Annotated in this window: 16 protein-coding genes; 7 read left to right on the top strand and 9 right to left on the bottom strand. The window is 65.4% G+C overall.

The features are described from left to right. Positions 1–133: 133 nt before the first annotated feature. Positions 134–1,786 (bottom strand): methyl-accepting chemotaxis protein, encoded by a 1,653-nt coding sequence (locus V0R59_RS26745; RefSeq protein WP_330077698.1) that lies wholly within the window; start codon positions 1,784–1,786, stop codon positions 134–136. Between the two features lie 18 nt (positions 1,787–1,804). Beyond that, positions 1,805–3,226, bottom strand: a complete 1,422-nt coding sequence (locus V0R59_RS26740; RefSeq protein WP_330077697.1) for a coniferyl aldehyde dehydrogenase — start codon at positions 3,224–3,226, stop codon at positions 1,805–1,807. Between the two features lie 201 nt (positions 3,227–3,427). On the opposite strand from V0R59_RS26740, the gene V0R59_RS26735 reads away from it, so the two are divergent. Further along, on the top strand, positions 3,428–4,411 hold the full coding sequence (locus V0R59_RS26735; RefSeq protein ID WP_330077696.1) for a flavin reductase family protein: 984 nt from the start codon (positions 3,428–3,430) through the stop codon (positions 4,409–4,411). Next, complete coding sequence (locus V0R59_RS26730) at positions 4,408–5,700, top strand: spinster family MFS transporter (RefSeq protein WP_330077695.1); 1,293 nt, start codon at positions 4,408–4,410, stop codon at positions 5,698–5,700. The genes V0R59_RS26735 and V0R59_RS26730 overlap by 4 nt, the downstream gene beginning before the upstream one ends. Positions 5,701–5,809: 109 nt before the next feature. On the opposite strand, the gene V0R59_RS26725 is transcribed toward V0R59_RS26730, so the two are convergent. Beyond that, positions 5,810–6,541: an enoyl-CoA hydratase gene (locus tag V0R59_RS26725; RefSeq protein ID WP_330077694.1), complete on the bottom strand. Its 732-nt coding sequence runs from the start codon at positions 6,539–6,541 to the stop codon at positions 5,810–5,812. Between the two features lie 445 nt (positions 6,542–6,986). Here V0R59_RS26725 and V0R59_RS26720 point away from each other — a divergent pair, with 445 nt between their 5' ends. Then, positions 6,987–7,286, top strand: coding sequence for a DUF3077 domain-containing protein (locus tag V0R59_RS26720; RefSeq protein ID WP_330077693.1), 300 nt, complete (start codon positions 6,987–6,989; stop codon positions 7,284–7,286). A 173-nt stretch (positions 7,287–7,459) separates the two neighbouring features. Then, positions 7,460–7,888, top strand: coding sequence for a TOBE domain-containing protein (locus V0R59_RS26715; RefSeq protein WP_330077692.1), 429 nt, complete (start codon positions 7,460–7,462; stop codon positions 7,886–7,888). Between the two features lie 7 nt (positions 7,889–7,895). Here the strand turns inward: V0R59_RS26715 and V0R59_RS26710 are convergent, their stop codons facing one another. Next, on the bottom strand, positions 7,896–8,093 hold the full coding sequence (locus V0R59_RS26710; protein WP_330077691.1) for a hypothetical protein: 198 nt from the start codon (positions 8,091–8,093) through the stop codon (positions 7,896–7,898). A gap of 109 nt (positions 8,094–8,202) precedes the next feature. Between V0R59_RS26710 and V0R59_RS26705 the strand changes: the two genes are divergently transcribed. Continuing rightward, positions 8,203–8,706: a GNAT family N-acetyltransferase gene (locus V0R59_RS26705; protein ID WP_330077690.1), complete on the top strand. Its 504-nt coding sequence runs from the start codon at positions 8,203–8,205 to the stop codon at positions 8,704–8,706. Between the two features lie 3 nt (positions 8,707–8,709). Here the strand turns inward: V0R59_RS26705 and V0R59_RS26700 are convergent, their stop codons facing one another. The 4 genes from V0R59_RS26700 to V0R59_RS26685 all read right to left on the bottom strand — a co-directional run bounded on the left by V0R59_RS26700 (position 8,710) and on the right by V0R59_RS26685 (position 13,391). Further along, positions 8,710–9,678: a DNA-binding protein gene (locus V0R59_RS26700; protein ID WP_330077689.1), complete on the bottom strand. Its 969-nt coding sequence runs from the start codon at positions 9,676–9,678 to the stop codon at positions 8,710–8,712. A gap of 238 nt (positions 9,679–9,916) precedes the next feature. Next, complete coding sequence (locus tag V0R59_RS26695) at positions 9,917–11,239, bottom strand: aspartate aminotransferase family protein (RefSeq protein WP_330077688.1); 1,323 nt, start codon at positions 11,237–11,239, stop codon at positions 9,917–9,919. After that, positions 11,236–12,303 (bottom strand): phosphotransferase, encoded by a 1,068-nt coding sequence (locus tag V0R59_RS26690; RefSeq protein ID WP_330077687.1) that lies wholly within the window; start codon positions 12,301–12,303, stop codon positions 11,236–11,238. The genes V0R59_RS26695 and V0R59_RS26690 overlap by 4 nt, the downstream gene beginning before the upstream one ends. Before the next feature lie 56 nt (positions 12,304–12,359). Continuing rightward, a complete protein-coding gene (locus tag V0R59_RS26685) occupies positions 12,360–13,391 on the bottom strand; it encodes an ABC transporter substrate-binding protein (RefSeq protein WP_330077686.1) in 1,032 nt (343 codons plus the stop codon). A gap of 209 nt (positions 13,392–13,600) precedes the next feature. On the opposite strand from V0R59_RS26685, the gene V0R59_RS26680 reads away from it, so the two are divergent. Further along, positions 13,601–14,335: an SDR family NAD(P)-dependent oxidoreductase gene (locus V0R59_RS26680; RefSeq protein ID WP_330077685.1), complete on the top strand. Its 735-nt coding sequence runs from the start codon at positions 13,601–13,603 to the stop codon at positions 14,333–14,335. 62 nt (positions 14,336–14,397) lie between these two features. Continuing rightward, positions 14,398–15,066 carry a GntR family transcriptional regulator gene (locus V0R59_RS26675; protein WP_330077684.1) on the top strand — a complete coding sequence of 223 codons (669 nt, stop codon included), beginning with the start codon at positions 14,398–14,400 and terminating at the stop codon, positions 15,064–15,066. 51 nt (positions 15,067–15,117) lie between these two features. Here V0R59_RS26675 and V0R59_RS26670 read toward each other — a convergent pair whose 3' ends face one another. Continuing rightward, on the bottom strand, positions 15,118–16,551 hold the full coding sequence (locus tag V0R59_RS26670; protein WP_330077683.1) for an NAD-dependent succinate-semialdehyde dehydrogenase: 1,434 nt from the start codon (positions 16,549–16,551) through the stop codon (positions 15,118–15,120). Positions 16,552–16,597: the final 46 nt, after the last annotated feature.

Raw genomic sequence — 16,597 nt, 5'->3', positions numbered from 1 at the left:
GCTCGTCTCGGCCGGCCCCTGTTGGTGGGGGTTTACCCGCGATTGCGTCCCTGATTTCACTATCGCAATCGCGGTTAAACCCGCTCCCACAGGGCATGCGTCGCGCCCTCAGTCTCTGTTCTCTCGGCACTGATCACGACACCGTGAACCGCGCCGACAACTGGTCCAGCGCCCGCGCCAGTTGCTCCAGGCCCGCCGCTGCCTCCGCACTGCGCCCGGCGCTTGCCGACAACGCCCCGGTCCCTGCCGAGACATTCTCCACCCGCAGCACCATTTCCCGGGTCACCCGCACCTGCTCGTCGATCACCGTGGCGATGGTATCGACGCTACGGATCACATCATCCGTACCACTGCGAATCTGCGCCACCGAATCCCCCGCCTCATGGGCCAGGTTCACCCCTTCGCGCACCCGCAGCACCACCCGGCCCATGCCGTCGACCACGGCGCGGGTACCTTCCTGGATGCGCTGCACCGTCAGGTCGATCTCGCCGATCGAGCGTCCGGTACGCTGGGCCAGCAGGCGCACCTCGTCGGCGACCACGGCGAAGCCACGGCCCTGCTCCCCTGCCCTGGCCGCCTCGATCGCCGCATTCAAGGCCAGCAGGTTGGTCTGCTCGGCAATGTTGCGGATCACCCCGAGCACATCGCTGATATCGGCGGAAAACCCCTCCAGCTCATGGATATGCACGGCGGTGTCGCTGATCACATCGCTGATGCGGTTCATCTCCTGGGCCATGTCGCGGATAAAGCCCTCGCTCTTGCCCGAGCGCCCCGCCGAATGCTGGGTGATATCGCGGGACACGCCGACATGGCCCTCCACCTCACCGATGGAGCCGGACAGGTGCTCCACCGCGCTGGAAATCCCGCGCACCGCCTCGGCCTGCTGCTGGGTAGCCTGGGACGCCAGTTCCGCCGACTCGGCCAGGTGCGCCGCCTCGTGGCTGACCCGCTGCACCAGTTCGCGCATCTGCGAGATCAGGCCATGCAGGCTGTCGCGCATGGCGGCGATATCGCCAAGCATCCGCGCGAACTCGTCGTTGCCGTGCACCAGCACCGGCTGCGCCAGGTCACCGGCGGCGATCGCGCGCATGCTCCCGGCGGCCTGGCTGAAGGCCCGGCGCAGACGCGTCAGGGTGGTGATCGCGGTGGCGCTGCCGACCACCACGCCGACCAGCCCCAACAGCAGATAGGCCAGCACGGTACTGCGATAACGCTCCTGGGCCGCCGCATAGGCGCGCTGCGCAGAAGCTTGCTGCAGGGCCTGCAACTTGCCCAGCTCGGCCCCGGCGGCACTGCCGGCGGGTTCCGCCACGCGCAGGAAGGAAATGATCCCCGGCAGGCGAAAATCCCCCGCGCGCAACGACTCCATGAGGACCGTCAGTTCCTCGGTCCAGATGCCGTAGTGCTCGTCGAACGCAGCGGCCACGGCCTGTTCCTCGGCGCTCAACGGGCGCTGCCGGTACTCGGCCCAGCGCTGGGCCAGTTCGCGGTTGTTGGCATCGATGGCACCCAGGGTGACCTCCACCGAACGGTCGAAGGCCGCCATCAGCGGCCCGTCCGGGTCGTGCAGCACGGCCAGCAGGGCCAGGCGCCGGCTTTCATCGAGACGGTGCTGGACCTCGCCGAAGGTCAGCAGGGTCGCCAGGTTGTCTTCGGTGAGGGTGCGCAGGCTGTCGCGGGCCTGTTGCAGGCCATAGACGCCGAAACCGACCGCGGCGACGAACAGCGCGGTGGCCAGCAGCGCCCACAGCCACAGGCGCTGGGCAATGGTGATGGACTTGAACACAGTGATTCCTCGGCCAGCTCAGTCGGAGGTCAGCAAGGACAGCATGGCTGCCTCGAAATGCTCGCCATACGGCGGCAACAGACCCCACTCGCGGCGCGGGTCATGGGCAGGCGCCTTGAATACCGTGCGCAGATGGCTGAATTCGAGGAAGCCTTCACGGCCGTGGTAATGCCCCATCCCCGAGGCGCCGACACCGCCGAAGGGTGCGTCGTGCATCGCCGCGTGCATCATCACGTCGTTGAGGGTCACGCCACCGGAAAGGGTGTGCTCCAGCACCCGGCGCTGCTCGTCGGCGTCATGGCCGAAGTAATACAGGGCCAATGGGCGCGGCCGCGCGTTGATCTCGTCGATCACCGCACCGAGGTCGTCGTAGCCGAGCACGACCATGGCCGGACCGAAGATTTCCTCCTCAAGGATGCGGCTGCCGGCGGGTGGATCGATCACCAGGCGCAGCGGACGGCGACGCTCGCCCTCCTCCGGCGGCAGTTCTTCCGGCACGGATTCGACGCGAGCACCCCGCGCCCGAGCATCCTCGACATAGCCATCGACCCGGGCCAGGTGCCGCGCATTGACCACCGCCACCACATCGCGGTTGCCGTTGATGCCTGGGTGCAGGCTGGCGTAGGCCGTGCGCATCGCGGCGACGAAGGGTTCGAGCAAGGTCCGCGGCACGTACACCAGGTCCGGGTTGATGCAGATCTGCCCGCCGTTGGTGGCCTTGGCCACGGCAATGCTGAATGCGGCCTGGTCCAGGTCGGCGCCGGCCGAGACGATCACCGGCGACTTGCCACCCAGCTCCAGGGTCACCGGCACCAGGTTCTGCGCGGCATTGCGCATCACCGCGCGGCCGACGGTGGTGCTGCCGGTGAAGACCAGGTGATCGAAAGGCTGCGCGGTGAAGGTCTCGGCCAGTTGCGCATCGCCGGTCACCACCGCCACTTCCAGCGGATCGAGGTGTTCGGCGCACAGGCGAGCAACTGCCTCGGCGGTGCGTGGCGTCACCTCCGACGGCTTGAGGATCGCCCGGTTGCCCGCCGCCAGCACCGAGGCCAGCGGGCTGAACAGAGTGAACAGCGGCGCATTCCAGGTACCGAGGATGCCCACCGTGCCCTTGGGCTGGTAAATGATCCAGGCCTCGGCACCCAGCTGGTCATAGGGCGGGAAGGCTGCGCGCGGCTCGTCCTGCATCCAGCTTTCCAGGTGCGCGCGGGCGTGTTTCAGCGAGGCCAGGGCGCCCAGCACGTCGTTCATCAGGGAAAACCCGGCCGGCCGACCGCCGAAATCCGCGTCCATGGCTTCGGTCAGCTCGGCATGGTGGTTCACCAGCAGGTCGATCACCTGCTGGATGCGCCGCCGGCGGGTGGCGGCATCCACCTTGCCGGCGGCGTTGAAGGCAGCTTTCTGGCGTTCCAGCAGTGAAGAAAGGATCAATGAACTCATGCTTGGCTCCTTGGCAATGCGGCCGGTTGTCGTGGCTCTTGTAGCGCTCGATGCGCAGGACCCACGTTGCCGCTGCAATTGCCGCCGCGCGTCGTCCGATCGGACGAGGATCGGGCAAAAGCGTTAGTCCGTTGAGACGATGTCCGGCCCGCTGCCGCGCCCAATACTGGCCTCCTGAAAAACCACTGCATGAGGCCAGTCATGGCAACACAACACCTCGGTTTCGACCCCCAGGCCTTCCGCGCGGCGCTCGGTACCTTCACCACCGGCGTGACCATCATCACCACCCAGGACGAGGACGGCGCGCCGGTGGGCATCACCGCCAACAGCTTCAACTCGGTATCGCTGAACCCGCCGCTGGTGCTCTGGAGCCTGTCCAAGCAGGCCCGCAGCCTGCCGGTGTTCAGCAGCGGCAAGCACTGGAACGTGCATGTGCTGTCCACCGAGCAGGAACGTCTGTCCGGGCGTTTCGCCACCCAGGGCGAGGACAAGTTCGCCGAAGTGCTGCTCGACCGCGGCATCAGCGAAGCGCCGCTGCTGCAGGACTGCACCGCGCGTTTCCAGTGCCGCACCGCATTCCAGTACGAAGGTGGCGATCATGTGATCTTCGTCGGCGAAGTGCTGGCCTTCGACCACAGCGACCGCGCCCCGCTGGCGTTCCAGAGCGGCCAGTACGCCCTGGCCACGCGCAAGCCGCGCAACGAACTGCGCCTGGCCACCACGCCGCCGCCGCCCGAATGCAGCTACACCGAAGACCTGCTCGGCTACCTCCTGGGGCGCGGCCACTACCAGGCGCTCGACCTGCTGCGCCGCTTGCTGTGCAACCAGCAACTGGACGAGCAGGCGTTCTTCATCCTTGCGGTGCTGTGCATCCGCGACAACCTCGACCTCGACGAGATCAACACCTTCGTCAGCTACACCGGGCACGTGGTGACCCTGGCCGGGATGCGCTTCCTCGAACGCCAGGAACTGGTGGCGATCGAAGGCGAGGACGACGACCTGCGCTTCGTCCTTACCGCCAAGGGTCGCGAGACCTCGCTGCAGCAAGTGGCGCTGGCCAAGGTGGTGGAACAGGAACTCACCGCCAAGCTCGGCCAGGCCGATGCCCAGGCCTTGAAGGTGCTGCTCAAGCGCCTGATCGTGGTCAGCGACCCCGGCCTGCCCGACCTCTGGGCGCCGCGATGAGCGCCGCCGTGCCGGCCCTGTCCGCCGCCCCGGTGGGCTGGCGGGGCCATGGCCTGCTGTTGCTGCTGGCCATGGTCTTCGCCGACAACTTCGTCGGTCGGCAGATCCTTGCGGTGATGATCGAGCCGGTGAAAGCCGAGTTCGGCGTCGGCGACACGGCGATGGGCCTGATCTCCGGGCTCGCCTTCGCCGCCGTGTACGCGGTGATGGGGTTGCCGGCGGGACGCCTGGTGGATCGCCTGTCGCGCACCCGCCTGCTGGCCGCGTCGTGCCTGCTCTGGGCCCTGGCGACCATGGCCTGCGGCGTGGCCGGCAGCTTCGTGCTGCTGGCCATCGCGCGGATGCTGGTGGCCGTGAGCGAGTCACCGACCACCTCGGCATCGCTGTCGCTGATTGCCGACCTGTATCCGCCGCAGCGGCGCTCGTTCGCCATCAGTTGCTTCACGGCAGCGCCGACCTTTTCCTCGATCATCGGCCTGAGCATCGGTGCCTGGGTGGTCGAGCAGCATGGCTGGCGCTTCGCGTTCATTGCCCTGGGCCTGCCGGCATTGGCCTTCGCGGCTGCGCTGGCCTTCGTCGTGCGTGATCCGCAGCGCGGGCGCTGGGACCTGGCACCGCACTTGCCCTCGCCTTCTCCCGGCCTGCTGCACGAAGCCGGCGGCCTATGGCGGTTGCCGGCGTATCGGCAGCTGATCCTCGCAGGTGGCCTGACCACCCTAAGTTCCTATGCCATCGCCATGTGGAATACCAGCTTCCTGGTGCGCTCCCATGGCTTGTCGTTGCAGCACGCGGGCTTGCTGGCCGGGGTTGTCTGCGGGACGGCGGCGGGGATTGGCGGGCTATTCAGCGGCTGGCTCAGCGATCGCCTGAGCCGGCGGGACGGGCATTGGCAGTTTTCCATCCCGATCATTGGCCATCTCACTGCGCTGACCGCCCTGGTCAGCTACCTGCTGTGGCCGGACACCGTGCTGCTGCACCTCGGCAGCCTGCCGGTGCCGGTGGCAATGCTCTGGTGTGCGCTGTACAGCTTTTTCGCGGTGTGGTGGGTGGCGCCGTCGTACAACCTGGTGACCCAGCTGGTGCCGGCCAACCGACGGGGTACGGCGATGGCGTTGCAGACCATCGTCAGTACCTTGCTCGGGATTGGCGTAGGTCCGCTGCTGGCCGGGTTGCTCAGTGACGGGTTGATGCCGGTGGTCGGGCAGGATTCGCTGCGCTATGCGTTGGTGCTGGTGAGCCTGCCGGTGTTGGGGGCGGTGTTCCTGCTGGTGCGCACCTCCCGGGCTTGAGGGTCGACGCGGACCCTGTAGGAGCGGGTTCACCCGCGATTGCGATGGTGGCTTCACTACCGTAATCGCGGGTAAACCCGCTCCTACAAGTTCGCGTTGAATCAGTGAGTTATTTGTTCCTGAAGCCTGATATCGCTTCTTGCGCCGCTCCGGTCCGAAGCATCCGGGCAAAAACCCGTGCCTCTTCGTCGATGCGCTCCACAACATCCCCCCTCTTCAGCAACCGCTTGGTCTCGATCAACGCCTGCAACGGCTTGCCCGCCAGCTTGCGCGCCTGGGCCAGGGCACTGTCCAGCACCTCGTGCGGCTCCAGCACCTTGCTCACCAGCCCGGCCTTCACCGCCGCCTCGGCATCGAACGGCTCGCCCAGCAGCAACGCCTCGGCGGCACGTTGATAACCGAACAGCCGCGGCAGCAACAGGCTGGAGCCGGCCTCCGGACACAACCCCAGATTCACGAACGGCAGGCTGAACCTTGCATTGCTGCCCGCATGAACCAGGTCGCAGTGCAGCAGCAAGGTCGTACCCACACCCACCGCGACGCCGCACACCGCTGCCACCAAGGGCTTCGGGAACACCGCCAGCGCACGCAGGAACTGCCACACCGGCGCATCCAGGCTGTCGGGCGGCTGGCTGAGGAAGTCCGCCAGGTCATTGCCTGCGCAAAACGCCTGCTCGCTGCCATGCAACAGCACCACGGCGATGTGCGGATCATCCGCCGCCCGTTGCAGGGTTTGCGTGAGGGCCTGGTACATGGCCACGGTAATGGCGTTCTTCCTGGCTTCGCGTGCGAAGGTGATGATCAGGACGCCGGAATCTACGCGGGTCTGGAGGTCGGTCATTGTCGTTCTCGCCGGTTTTTGGGGCGGCTAGCAATAACCGGTCTGGCGGGGATCGGGAATCGTCCGGATTGAGTAGGCCTTCAGCGAAGGTGTTGCATATGGCTACGAAATTCCCTGTATTTCCGACTTTCTTGTAGGCAATTTCCCAATCATACTTCCGCGCCTTCCAAAGCGTTGCGCTCGTGGACATCGGGCCCTAGGCTTCGCCGGTCGCTGCAAATTCAGCGATCGGGTCTGGTCACCCGATGTGGTACAGGAGCGCATCAGCGCCCCATCCGATTGGCGGGCGCTTTTTTGTGTCCGCCGTTTCGTGTTATGGCGGCTGTGCGCGGGGCACCTTCGGGTGCGCCGGGTTCCTGGATCACCGGTTGACCAGCCTGCGTACAGTCGCCTCCCTTCGTCTGGTCACGAAGGGAAGACCTTCAACCGAACCAGGACAACACAAATGAAGAAGATCGTTCCCGACCCGCCCCATCCATCCCCCAAAACCGCCCACACCGACTTCGCCACCTGTCGCGGCGTACACGGCCCCCTCCTCAGGATCAACCCGGATATCTCGCTGGAGCATATGCTGGTACACCTCGCCACCTCGCTGGCTTCCGCCATGGAAACCAACCTGCAAGTCTGCGAAATGGCCCGCAAGCCATTGCAACGGCTGACCTGGGCGACCCAGCACAACCTGGAGATGTGCGAGGCGATGCTGGAGACGGTGATGAAACGCGGCGAAAAAGCTGAATTGGTTTAACCGGGACCTGTAGGAGCGGGTTTACCCGCGATTGCGGCGGTGAATTCACTACCGCGATCGCGGGTGAGCCCGCTCCTACAGGGGCCGAGTCCTGCTTTAGACCCTCGCTATGGTTTTATCTATATACCGAAACCTGACATTCTGGTCAGGTTTTTAACCCTATGGAGAGTGCCATGAAAGTCAGTGCCCGTAACGTGTTCAAAGGAAAGGTTCGCGACCTGCGCCCCGGTGCGGTCAACGCCGAAGTCATCATGGAACTGGCAGGCGGCGAGACGCTGGTGGCCGTCGTGACCATGGAAAGCGTCAGCAGCCTGAAACTGGCGCCAGGCGCCGAAGCGATCGCCCTGATCAAGGCGCCCTGGGTGATGCTGATGACCGAGTCCAGCGACATCCGCCTGTCTGCGCGCAACTGCCTTACCGGCAAAGTGGTGAATGTCACCGATGGCGCGGTCAACGCCGAAGTGACCCTCGAACTGGCCGGCGGCACCAAGGTCTACTCGATCGTGACCCGCGATGCGGTCCAGGAACTGGGCCTCAAGGCAGGCGTCAGCGCAACCGCCGTCATCAAGGCCTCTCACATCATTCTCGGCGTCCCGGCCTGAGAACTGGCTAGCGGCGCTCGTCCGACAAGGGCGTCGGCTGGTCCGGCTCCGGCACTATCCTGTCCGGCGCCGGTTCGTCGGGCTCGGTCGGGCGCTTGCGGTCGCCATTGACGTTGGGATCGGTGACCGGATCGTGCTCACGCTGTGGATTGGCCAGCGGGTCCTTCCACAGCGGATCGTCATGGGGTTCGGGCGTACTGTTCATGGCACTGGCCTCCGTCGGGTGTCCTTGTTCGAACGGATCCCGCCCCGGCAAGTGCCGGACAGCCGATCAACGGGTATGGTGTGCTGCCTGCAACCGACCAGAGGTACCGATGATCATCCGCCCCACCCGCTCGGCAGACGCCACCCTGCTCCCCGCCATCGAGCGCTCGGCCGCTCGATCGTTCGCCATCATTGAAAACCTGGCCTGGCTGGCCGAGCACGACGTACTGAGCGTGGAACAGCACCTGGGCTTCATCAGTCGCGGGCTGCATTGGCTGGCCGTCGACAGGCACGACCAGCCACTGGGTTTCATCTGCGCCAGTGCAGTGGACGACACGCTGCATATCGAGGAACTGTCGGTTGCCCAGTCCAGCCAGGGCCACGGCCTGGGGCGGGCATTGCTCGGGCACCTTGAGCGCTGTGCCCATGACGCCGGTTTCAAGGCCTTGTCCCTGACCACCTTCGCCACGATCCCGTGGAATGCACCCTTCTACGCCCGCCTGGGCTTCCAGCGCCTGGACGAAGCGCAAGCCGGCGAATTTCTCCGCCAGCAACTGCGCCATGAGCTGGCCCTGGGCCTGCCGGACCGCTGCGCCATGGGCAAGGCGCTCTGAGCCCTACTCCGCCGCCGGAGCCTGCTGCGCCTGGCGCAACGTCTCCAGGCTGGCTTCCAGCTGCTTCACCTGCTTGCCAAGCTGCCGGCGCTCGCCGCTGACCTGTTCCAGTTGCGCCGCCAGTGCCTGGCTCTGCCGTTGCAGTTCCTCGCGGGCGCCCTGGGACTGCGCCAGGTTGGCGCTGAGGGTGCGGCCTTCGAGGATATGCTGCTCGACCTGATCCTTGAGCTGCTGCGACTCGCGCTGGATATGCCGTGCTTCCACCAGCAGGCGCTCGTTGTCGCGGTTCAGGCGCGTGGTTTCGTCCTGCTTGACGATCAGCGTCTGCTGCAACTGGCGCAGCTCCACCTGAAGCTGCTGCACCTGCGCCTCGTGGCGGCGCTGGTCCTGCTCGCGCTGTTCGCGGGCGGCGCTGCGGTAGTGCTCCAGGGCATCGCGGGCGTGCTGGTGCTTGTCTTCCAGCGAGGCGATCTGCTCGTCCTTGTCGGCCAGGCGCACGTTCAGTTCGCCGACTGCCTGGCTCAGGGTGGCATTGCGCGTGTGCTCGCTCTGCAGGGTGCTGTGGGTGGTGGCCAGCTCGGCGGATTCCGCCGCCAGCGCCGCACCCTGGATCTGCAGTTGCTGCTGCGCCGCCGCCAGGGCCTGCTGGCTTTCCTGCAGTTGCGTCTTGAGGCCGGCCAGTTCCACGTCGAACGACTTCTGCGCCTCGGCGACCTTGCTGTCGCTCTCTTCCTTCAACTGCTCGGCCAGGTTGCGTACCAGGCCGCTGATGGACTCGCTGAGGTCCGGCACGCTGGTGGTGGCCGGCGGCTTCTGGATCTCCAGTTCCTTCAGATAACGATGAATGGTGGTCTTCGAGCCGGTGTTTCCGAGTTCAATACGCACCGCGTCGATGCTGGGGTTGTCGCCCCGGGCCAGGATCGCCTGACGGGCTTTGTGCACGACTGCCTTGTTGATACCACCACGGGCCATGTTGCGTTTTCCTGCAATTTCGTAATGTGGTACGTATTCTGTATTTACATACCAATTTAGTCAATTGAGAAAAATGAAATCATTCATTTATAAGATCAAATAATCACGACTTATCAAATCTGATAGCCGTTTGGGGCGGGTAAAAGTGGTTGGAGGGGTGTACAAACGCGCGCCCCCGGCCACGAAAGTGGCCAGGGGCGCGAAAGGGAAAGCGAGGGGGGTAAAAGAAGGGACGCAGCTACAAGCGGACATCTCCCAGGGCCACATCCACCGCCTGTATCAGCAAATCCGCATGCTCGCGGGTGAACGTCAGCACCGGCCGTATCTTCAGCACGTTTTCCAGCGGCCCCGCCGCACTGATCAGCACGCCGTTTTCACGCATCGCATTGACCACCCTGCGCGCCTGCTCGGCCGCTGGCTGCCGGGTCTTCCGGTCGCTGACCAGTTCGACACCGAGGAACATGCCCGCGCCCCTGACATCGCCGATGATTTCATGGCGCTGCGCCAGCCGGGTCAGGCCGTCGAGCAGGTAGCCGCCGATGTCGTGCGCGTGCTGTTGCAGGTTCTCTTCCTGAATGACATCCAGCACCGCCTTGCCTGCCGCGCACGACACCGGGTTGCCGCCGTAGGTATTGAAGTAGCGCATGTTCCTGCCGAAGTGATCGACCACGTCCGCCCGCCCGACGATGCCGGCGATGGGCTGGCCATTGCCCATGGGCTTGCCGAGGGTGACGATATCGGGCCTTACGTTGTGCCGAGAGTAGCCCCAGAGGTTCAGCCCGGTACGGGCAAAGCCCGGCTGGACCTCGTCGGCGATATAGAGCATGCCGGCCGCCTGGGCTGCGGCGATGCCCTCGGCGATGCAACCCGCCGGACCGGGCAGCACGCCGTCACTTGAGAAGATGCCATCGAGCAGGATGGCCGCCGGCCGGATGCCGTGGGCTTTCATGTCCTCGATGGCCGCACGCACGTCATCGGCAAAGGTCGACGCCACATTCCCGGCCCCGAGGCGATAGGCGTCCGGTGCCCGTACGGTACGCACATGCCCGGGCAAGACCATCGCCGGCCCTAGCGACGGCGAAAGCTCGGCGATATCCCCGGTCACGCCGTGGTAGGCGAAGCGGGTGATGATGACCCCGGCACCCCCGGTGTACTGCCTGGCGATGCGCAGCGCGAGGTCGTTGGCCTCGCTGCCGGTGCAGGTGAACATGACCCGCTCCAGGTCAGCGCTGAAGGTGCCCAGCAACTGCTCGGCGTAGTCGAGAATCCCTTCCTGCAGGTAGCGGGTATGGGTATTGAGCTGGCGGGACTGGCGATACATGGCCTCCACCACCCGTGGATGGCAGTGACCGATGGACGCGACATTGTTGTAGGCATCCAGGTAGCGACGCCCTTGCTCGTCGTAGAGCCAGACGTCCTCGCCGCGAACGGTGTGCAGCGGACGTTCGTAGAACAGGCGGTAGGCCGGGCCGAGCAGGCGCTCGCGACGCTCGACCAGGCGCCGCTCGGTGTCCGACAGCCGCGCGGCATCCTGCGCGGTGAAACCGTTAATCATGCTCATGCATTCAGCTCCCGGGTGCAGGCCAGGGAAATCCGCTCTTCGATTTCCGCTCGCGAAACAGAGGACATTGCCTTCAGGTTGGCCCAGGCGCGCTGGGCGTTGCGCAGGATGTACTGGCGATTTTCCGGGTGCAGTTCGGCGCGCCAGGAGTTGATGCACAGGGCCACGGCCAGGCGCGTGACCAGCAGTTCCGGAAGCAGCGCGATTTCGTCGGCGGTCAGCGGGTTGTGCTGGTGGTAGGCGCCGATCACGTCCAGCGCAGGCTCCAGGACATCGCCGACCTGGCCAAGGTGATACGAGGCCGCGACAGCCACCTCGTTGACCAGGGGCGCGCGCACCATGTCGCCGAAGTCGAGAATATTGCGCAGCACATCGGGATCATCGGCATCGACGATCAGGTTATGCGGGTTCATGTCGTTGTGGATGACCTGCTGGCGCAACGACGACATCCTCGGCAAGACCGCGGATTCGAAGCGGTCGAGGGCCTGCTCCAGCAGAGCGCGGTCGTCACGCTCGGCAATGTGCACCAGCAGCGGCCGCAAGCGCTCGGCGTGCTGCATGTCCCACAGCAGCACGTGGCCGGCCGCCGGGTGATCGAAGCCGTCCAGGGCGATATCGAGGCGCGCCAGCGAGCGTCCGATATCCCGGCGCAACACCTGGCTGGTGTACTTCACCCGATGCAGCGGCAGACCGTCGACGAAGGACAGCAGCCGGGCCAGCATGCGCTGCCCGTCGATCTCGACCCAGGTCGCGTAGGCGCCGCCCAGCGCCGGGTGCACGCGCTGCACCGGCAGGCCCGGATCACAGCGCTCGATCCGGCGCATGGCCTGGTTATGGAAATCGACGACCTGCGGGTTTTCCAGCGGATGGGACAGTTTCAACAGCCGGGACGAGCCGTCGGGCAGGACCACGCGGAAATTCAGGTCCCGTTCCCCGCCCAATCGTTCGAGCCTGCCGCCAAAACCAAAGAACTGCCGGAGCACCGCCTCCGCCTGCAGGTCACTGACCTGCGCGGGCGCGACTTCCAGCAAGCTGTCGTCAATCACTGCATTCTCAAGCGGCATAAACCAGGTTCCTCACGACTCGCAAGGGGCGCCCGCATCCACGCGGGCGCCCGGTATCACTTGTTGGCCCAGGCGTTGAAGCGTTCTTCCAGATCCTCGCCATGGTCGATCCAGAACTCGGCGTCGGTGGCGCGGGCGTTCTTCAGGTTGTCGGGGGCCGTCGGCAGCTTTTCGCCCACCGTCTTGTCCACCAGGCCCATCGCATTCTTGTTGCTCGGCCCGTAGGGGATGGCCTCGACGAAGTTCTTCTGCTGCGCCGGCTCGCTGGCGAAGGCGATGAACGACTCGGCCAGTGCCTTCTTCTTGCTGCCCTTCACGATCGCCCAATGGTCGAGATCATAGAGGCTGCCGTTCCATTGCATGGCGAACGACTGCCCTTCTGCCTGCGCCGAGGTCACGCGACCGTTGTAGGCGGAGGTCATCACCACGTCGCCCGCCGCCAGCCATTGCAGAGGCTGCGCGCCGGAATCCCACCACTGCACGCTGGACTTGATCTCGTCCAGCTTCTTGAACGCCCGCTGGACGCCCGCTTCGGTGCCGAGCACCTTGTACACGTCCTGGTTGGCCACGCCATCGGCCAGCAGGGCGAATTCCAGGGTGAACTTGGCGCCTCGGCGCAGGCCGCGCTTGCCGGGGAATTTCTTCACATCCCAGAAATCGGCCCAGCCCTGCGGGGCGGCGCTGAATTTCTTCGGATCGTAGGTGAGCACGGTGGACCAGATAAAGATCCCGACCCCGCAATCACTGACCGCAGCAGGGATGAAATCCTCCTTCTTGCCGATCCGCTCCCAGTCCAGGGGCTCGAACAAACCCTCGGCGCAGCCGCGGATAAGCTCCGGCGATTCCACTTCCACCACGTCCCAGCTGGTTTTCCCGGTATCGGCCATCACCTTGATCTTGGCCATTTCGCCGTTGTAGTCGTCGGCGGTGATGCTCGTGGCGTTGTTCGCGGTGAAGGGTTGATAGAAAGCTTTTTCCTGCGCCTGGCGGTTGTTGCCGCCGAATGAAACCACGGTGAGTTTTTCAGCGGCGTTCAGCGATCCTGCAAGGGTTCCAAGTATCAGTACAGCTGCGATTTTCTTGTTCATGCGTCTCTCCAGGTGAGCCACGGGTCGGGGCAGCTTCAAGGGATGGCAGTTTTCTTGTTAGTGGCAGCAAACAGATCCAGCGTGACCCTTCCTGTGTTCGGAAGTCGGTCATCCCCCCTGTGGGGTGGGGCTGATTTAACCATATTCGAGATATGATGCATCATATTTTTTAGGCTATGCTCCCCACACCAGATGAAAGGGACCGCACCATGACCGACCCACGTACCTTGCTTCTCACCGGCGCCAGCCGCGGTATCGGCCACGCCACCGTGAAACACTTCAACGCCGCCGGCTGGCGCGTCTTCACCGCGTCCCGGCAGGACCTGGGCGAAGGCTGCCCCTGGTCCGAGGGGCTGGCGAACCACATTCATCTCGACCTGGGTAACATCGAAGAGGTGCAGGACCGGCTCCCGGAGATCCGCGAGAAACTCGGCGGACGCCTGGATGCCCTGGTCAACAACGCCGGGATCTCGCCCAAGGGCTCGGAGGGCGCGCGGCTTGGCGTGCTCGACTGCGACTACGCCACCTGGCTGAACGTGTTCAACGTCAACCTGTTCTCCACGGCCTTGCTCGCACGGGGGCTGTTCGAGGAGTTGAAGGCGGCCAAGGGCTCGGTGATCAACGTCACCTCCATCGCCGGTTCGCGGGTCCACCCCTTCGCCGGTGTGGCCTATGCCTGTTCAAAAGCCGCGTTGTCGGCGCTCACCCGGGAGATGGCCCATGACTTCGGCGCCCATGGCGTCAGGGTGAACGCCATCGCCCCTGGCGAGATCGATACCTCGATCCTGTCGGCCGGTACCGAATTGATCGTCGAGCGCTCGATCCCGATGAAGCGCATGGGCCGGCCGGAGGAAGTCGCCGCCCTGGTGCACTTCCTCTGTACCCAGGGCGCGTCATACGTCAATGGCGCGGAGATCCATGTGAACGGTGGGCAACATGTCTGAGTTGTTCGATAATCCCGCGCGGACGGATCCCCTCCCCCCGCCGGGTCGCACACGAGCATGCAATGAACTACCCCATCGAGAACCTGAAGCACTCCTACCTGGGCAGCGGAATCTACGGCCTGCTGCGTGAAGCGCTGATCACCGGACGCTTCCAGCCCAACGACCGGCTGCGCATCCGCGACCTGGCCGAGCAACTGGGCACCAGCGTCACGCCGGTGCGCGACGCCATCCTCCAGCTGGCCAAGGAACAGGCGCTGGTGCTGCAGACGCCCCGGGATATCCGCGTGCCCATGCTGACCTCCTCGCAGTACCTGGAAATCCGCAGCATCCGCCTTGCCCTGGAAGGCCTGGCGGCCGAGACCGCGGCGTCGCTGGCAACGCCGCAGCAGCTCGAACGCCTGGAAACCTGCATCCGCAACAATCTGGCGGCGATCCAGGACAACAACCTCGCCGCCGCCCTCACCCACAACCACGAGTTCCACTACGCGCTGACGGAGATTGCCGGCATGCCGGTGCTGTCCAGCCTGCTGGATGGCTTGTGGATGCGCACCGGGCCGTTGATTGCCCGGGCCTACAGCAGCTTCAACGAACGCATAGCCATCGATCATCACTGGGAAGTGCTGGCTGCGCTGAAGAAAAAGGACGGGCCGGCGGCACGCGCGGCGATCTGCGCCGACATCCTCGATGGTAGCCAGAAGATGCTGGAGTACGTGCAGCTCGAACATGACTGAGCCGCGCGAAAAAAAGCGCCGCGAAGGCGGCGCTGGAAAGGGAAGAACGATCTAGCAGCCGACCTGGCTGATGAACTTGGTGGTCAGGTACGCCTCCAGCCCCTCGCTGCCCCCTTCGCTGCCATGACCACTGGCCTTGATCCCGCCGAACGGGGTTTCCGGCAGCGCCAGGCCAAAGTGGTTGATCGACACCATGCCGCTCTGCAGGCGGTTGCCCAGCTCGGTGGCGGTCTTCAGCGAGGCGGTGAAGGCGAACGCGGCCAGGCCGTAGTCCAGGCTGTTGGCATCGCGGATCACCGCGTCCAGGTCGTGGAAACGCAACAGCGGCGCCACCGGGCCGAAGGGTTCTTCGTGTAGCAGGCGCGCTTCGGCAGGCGTGTCCACCAGCACCGTCGGGGCGAAGAAGTTGCCCTTGTCGCCGATGCGCTGGCCGCCGCAAAGCACCCGTGCCCCCGCCGCGCTGGCGTCCGCCAGCAGTTCCTCGACCGCCTTGACCCGCCGCGCGTTGGCCAGCGGCCCCATCTGGCTGTCGGCAGCAAAGCCGTCGCCCACCTTGAGCTGCCCGGCCAGCTCGGCGAACCGCCGGGAGAAGGCATCGAACACGGTGTCATGGATATAGAAGCGCGATGGCGACGCGCACACCTGCCCGGCATTGCGGAACTTCAGGGTGCAGGCCAGCGCGGCGGCGGCCTCCACGTCGGCATCGGCGCAGACGATGAAAGGCGCATGGCCGCCCAGTTCCATGGTGGTCAGTTTCAGGTGCTCGGCGGCCAGCGCGCCGAGCTTGCGCCCCACGGCGGTGGAGCCGGTGAAGGACACCTTGCGGATGATCGGCGAGCGGATCAGGTAGTCGGAGACTTCCTCGGGAATGCCGAACACCAGGTTGAGCACGCCCGCCGGCACACCGGCATCGTGGAAGCAGCGCACCAGCTCGATCACCGAGCCCGGCGCTTCCTCGGGGGCCTTGATGATCAGGCTGCAGCCGGCGGCCAGGGCCCCGGCGATCTTGCGCACCGCCTGGTTGATCGGGAAGTTCCACGGCGTGAACGCCGCCACCGGGCCGACCGGCTCGCGGACCACCAGTTGGCGCACCGCCGGGTTGCGCGACGGCACGATGCGGCCGTAGGCACGGCGCCCTTCCTCGGCATACCACTCGATATGGTCGGCGGCGCTTTTCGCTTCCAGGGTCGATTCGCCCAGCGGCTTGCCCTGGTCCAGGGTCATGCAGCGGGCCATGTGTTCATGCCGCTCGCGGACCAGGGCCGCAGCCCGGCGCAGGATCGCCGAGCGATCGTAGGCGGAAGTTGCCGACCAGATCGCGAAGCCGCGCTCGGCGGCGGCCAGTGCACTGTCCAGGTCCTTGCGCGATGCCAGCGGCAGCCGGCCGATCTCCTCCCCCGTGGCCGGATTGACCACCGCCGCAGTACGGTCGGCCTCGCCCAGGGTCCAGGCCCCGTCAATGTAGAACAGCAAATCGGTGTACATCGTTCTCTCCTGCGCACTGAAAGACCGAGCCGACGGCACGGCGAAT

The sequence above is a fragment of the Pseudomonas ulcerans genome, from assembly GCF_036324125.1.
GTDB lineage: Bacteria > Pseudomonadota > Gammaproteobacteria > Pseudomonadales > Pseudomonadaceae > Aquipseudomonas > Aquipseudomonas ulcerans.
This window is presented reverse-complemented; position numbering and strand designations above follow the sequence as displayed.

Bases quoted from the DNA above. Each gene is read 5' to 3' on its own strand.
- V0R59_RS26675 (WP_330077684.1), top strand. From the start codon at position 14,398: ATGAACTACCCCATCGAGAACCTGAAGCACTCCTACCTGGGCAGCGGA.
- V0R59_RS26690 (WP_330077687.1), bottom strand. From the start codon at position 12,303: ATGCCGCTTGAGAATGCAGTGATTGACGACAGCTTGCTGGAAGTCGCG.
- V0R59_RS26705 (WP_330077690.1), top strand. From the start codon at position 8,203: ATGATCATCCGCCCCACCCGCTCGGCAGACGCCACCCTGCTCCCCGCC.
- V0R59_RS26735 (WP_330077696.1), top strand. From the start codon at position 3,428: ATGGCAACACAACACCTCGGTTTCGACCCCCAGGCCTTCCGCGCGGCG.
- V0R59_RS26740 (WP_330077697.1), bottom strand. From the start codon at position 3,226: ATGAGTTCATTGATCCTTTCTTCACTGCTGGAACGCCAGAAAGCTGCC.
- V0R59_RS26710 (WP_330077691.1), bottom strand. From the start codon at position 8,093: ATGAACAGTACGCCCGAACCCCATGACGATCCGCTGTGGAAGGACCCG.
- V0R59_RS26680 (WP_330077685.1), top strand. From the start codon at position 13,601: ATGACCGACCCACGTACCTTGCTTCTCACCGGCGCCAGCCGCGGTATC.
- V0R59_RS26700 (WP_330077689.1), bottom strand. From the start codon at position 9,678: ATGGCCCGTGGTGGTATCAACAAGGCAGTCGTGCACAAAGCCCGTCAG.
- V0R59_RS26695 (WP_330077688.1), bottom strand. From the start codon at position 11,239: ATGAGCATGATTAACGGTTTCACCGCGCAGGATGCCGCGCGGCTGTCG.
- V0R59_RS26725 (WP_330077694.1), bottom strand. From the start codon at position 6,541: ATGACCGACCTCCAGACCCGCGTAGATTCCGGCGTCCTGATCATCACC.
- V0R59_RS26670 (WP_330077683.1), bottom strand. From the start codon at position 16,551: ATGTACACCGATTTGCTGTTCTACATTGACGGGGCCTGGACCCTGGGC.
- V0R59_RS26715 (WP_330077692.1), top strand. From the start codon at position 7,460: ATGAAAGTCAGTGCCCGTAACGTGTTCAAAGGAAAGGTTCGCGACCTG.
- V0R59_RS26730 (WP_330077695.1), top strand. From the start codon at position 4,408: ATGAGCGCCGCCGTGCCGGCCCTGTCCGCCGCCCCGGTGGGCTGGCGG.
- V0R59_RS26685 (WP_330077686.1), bottom strand. From the start codon at position 13,391: ATGAACAAGAAAATCGCAGCTGTACTGATACTTGGAACCCTTGCAGGA.
- V0R59_RS26720 (WP_330077693.1), top strand. From the start codon at position 6,987: ATGAAGAAGATCGTTCCCGACCCGCCCCATCCATCCCCCAAAACCGCC.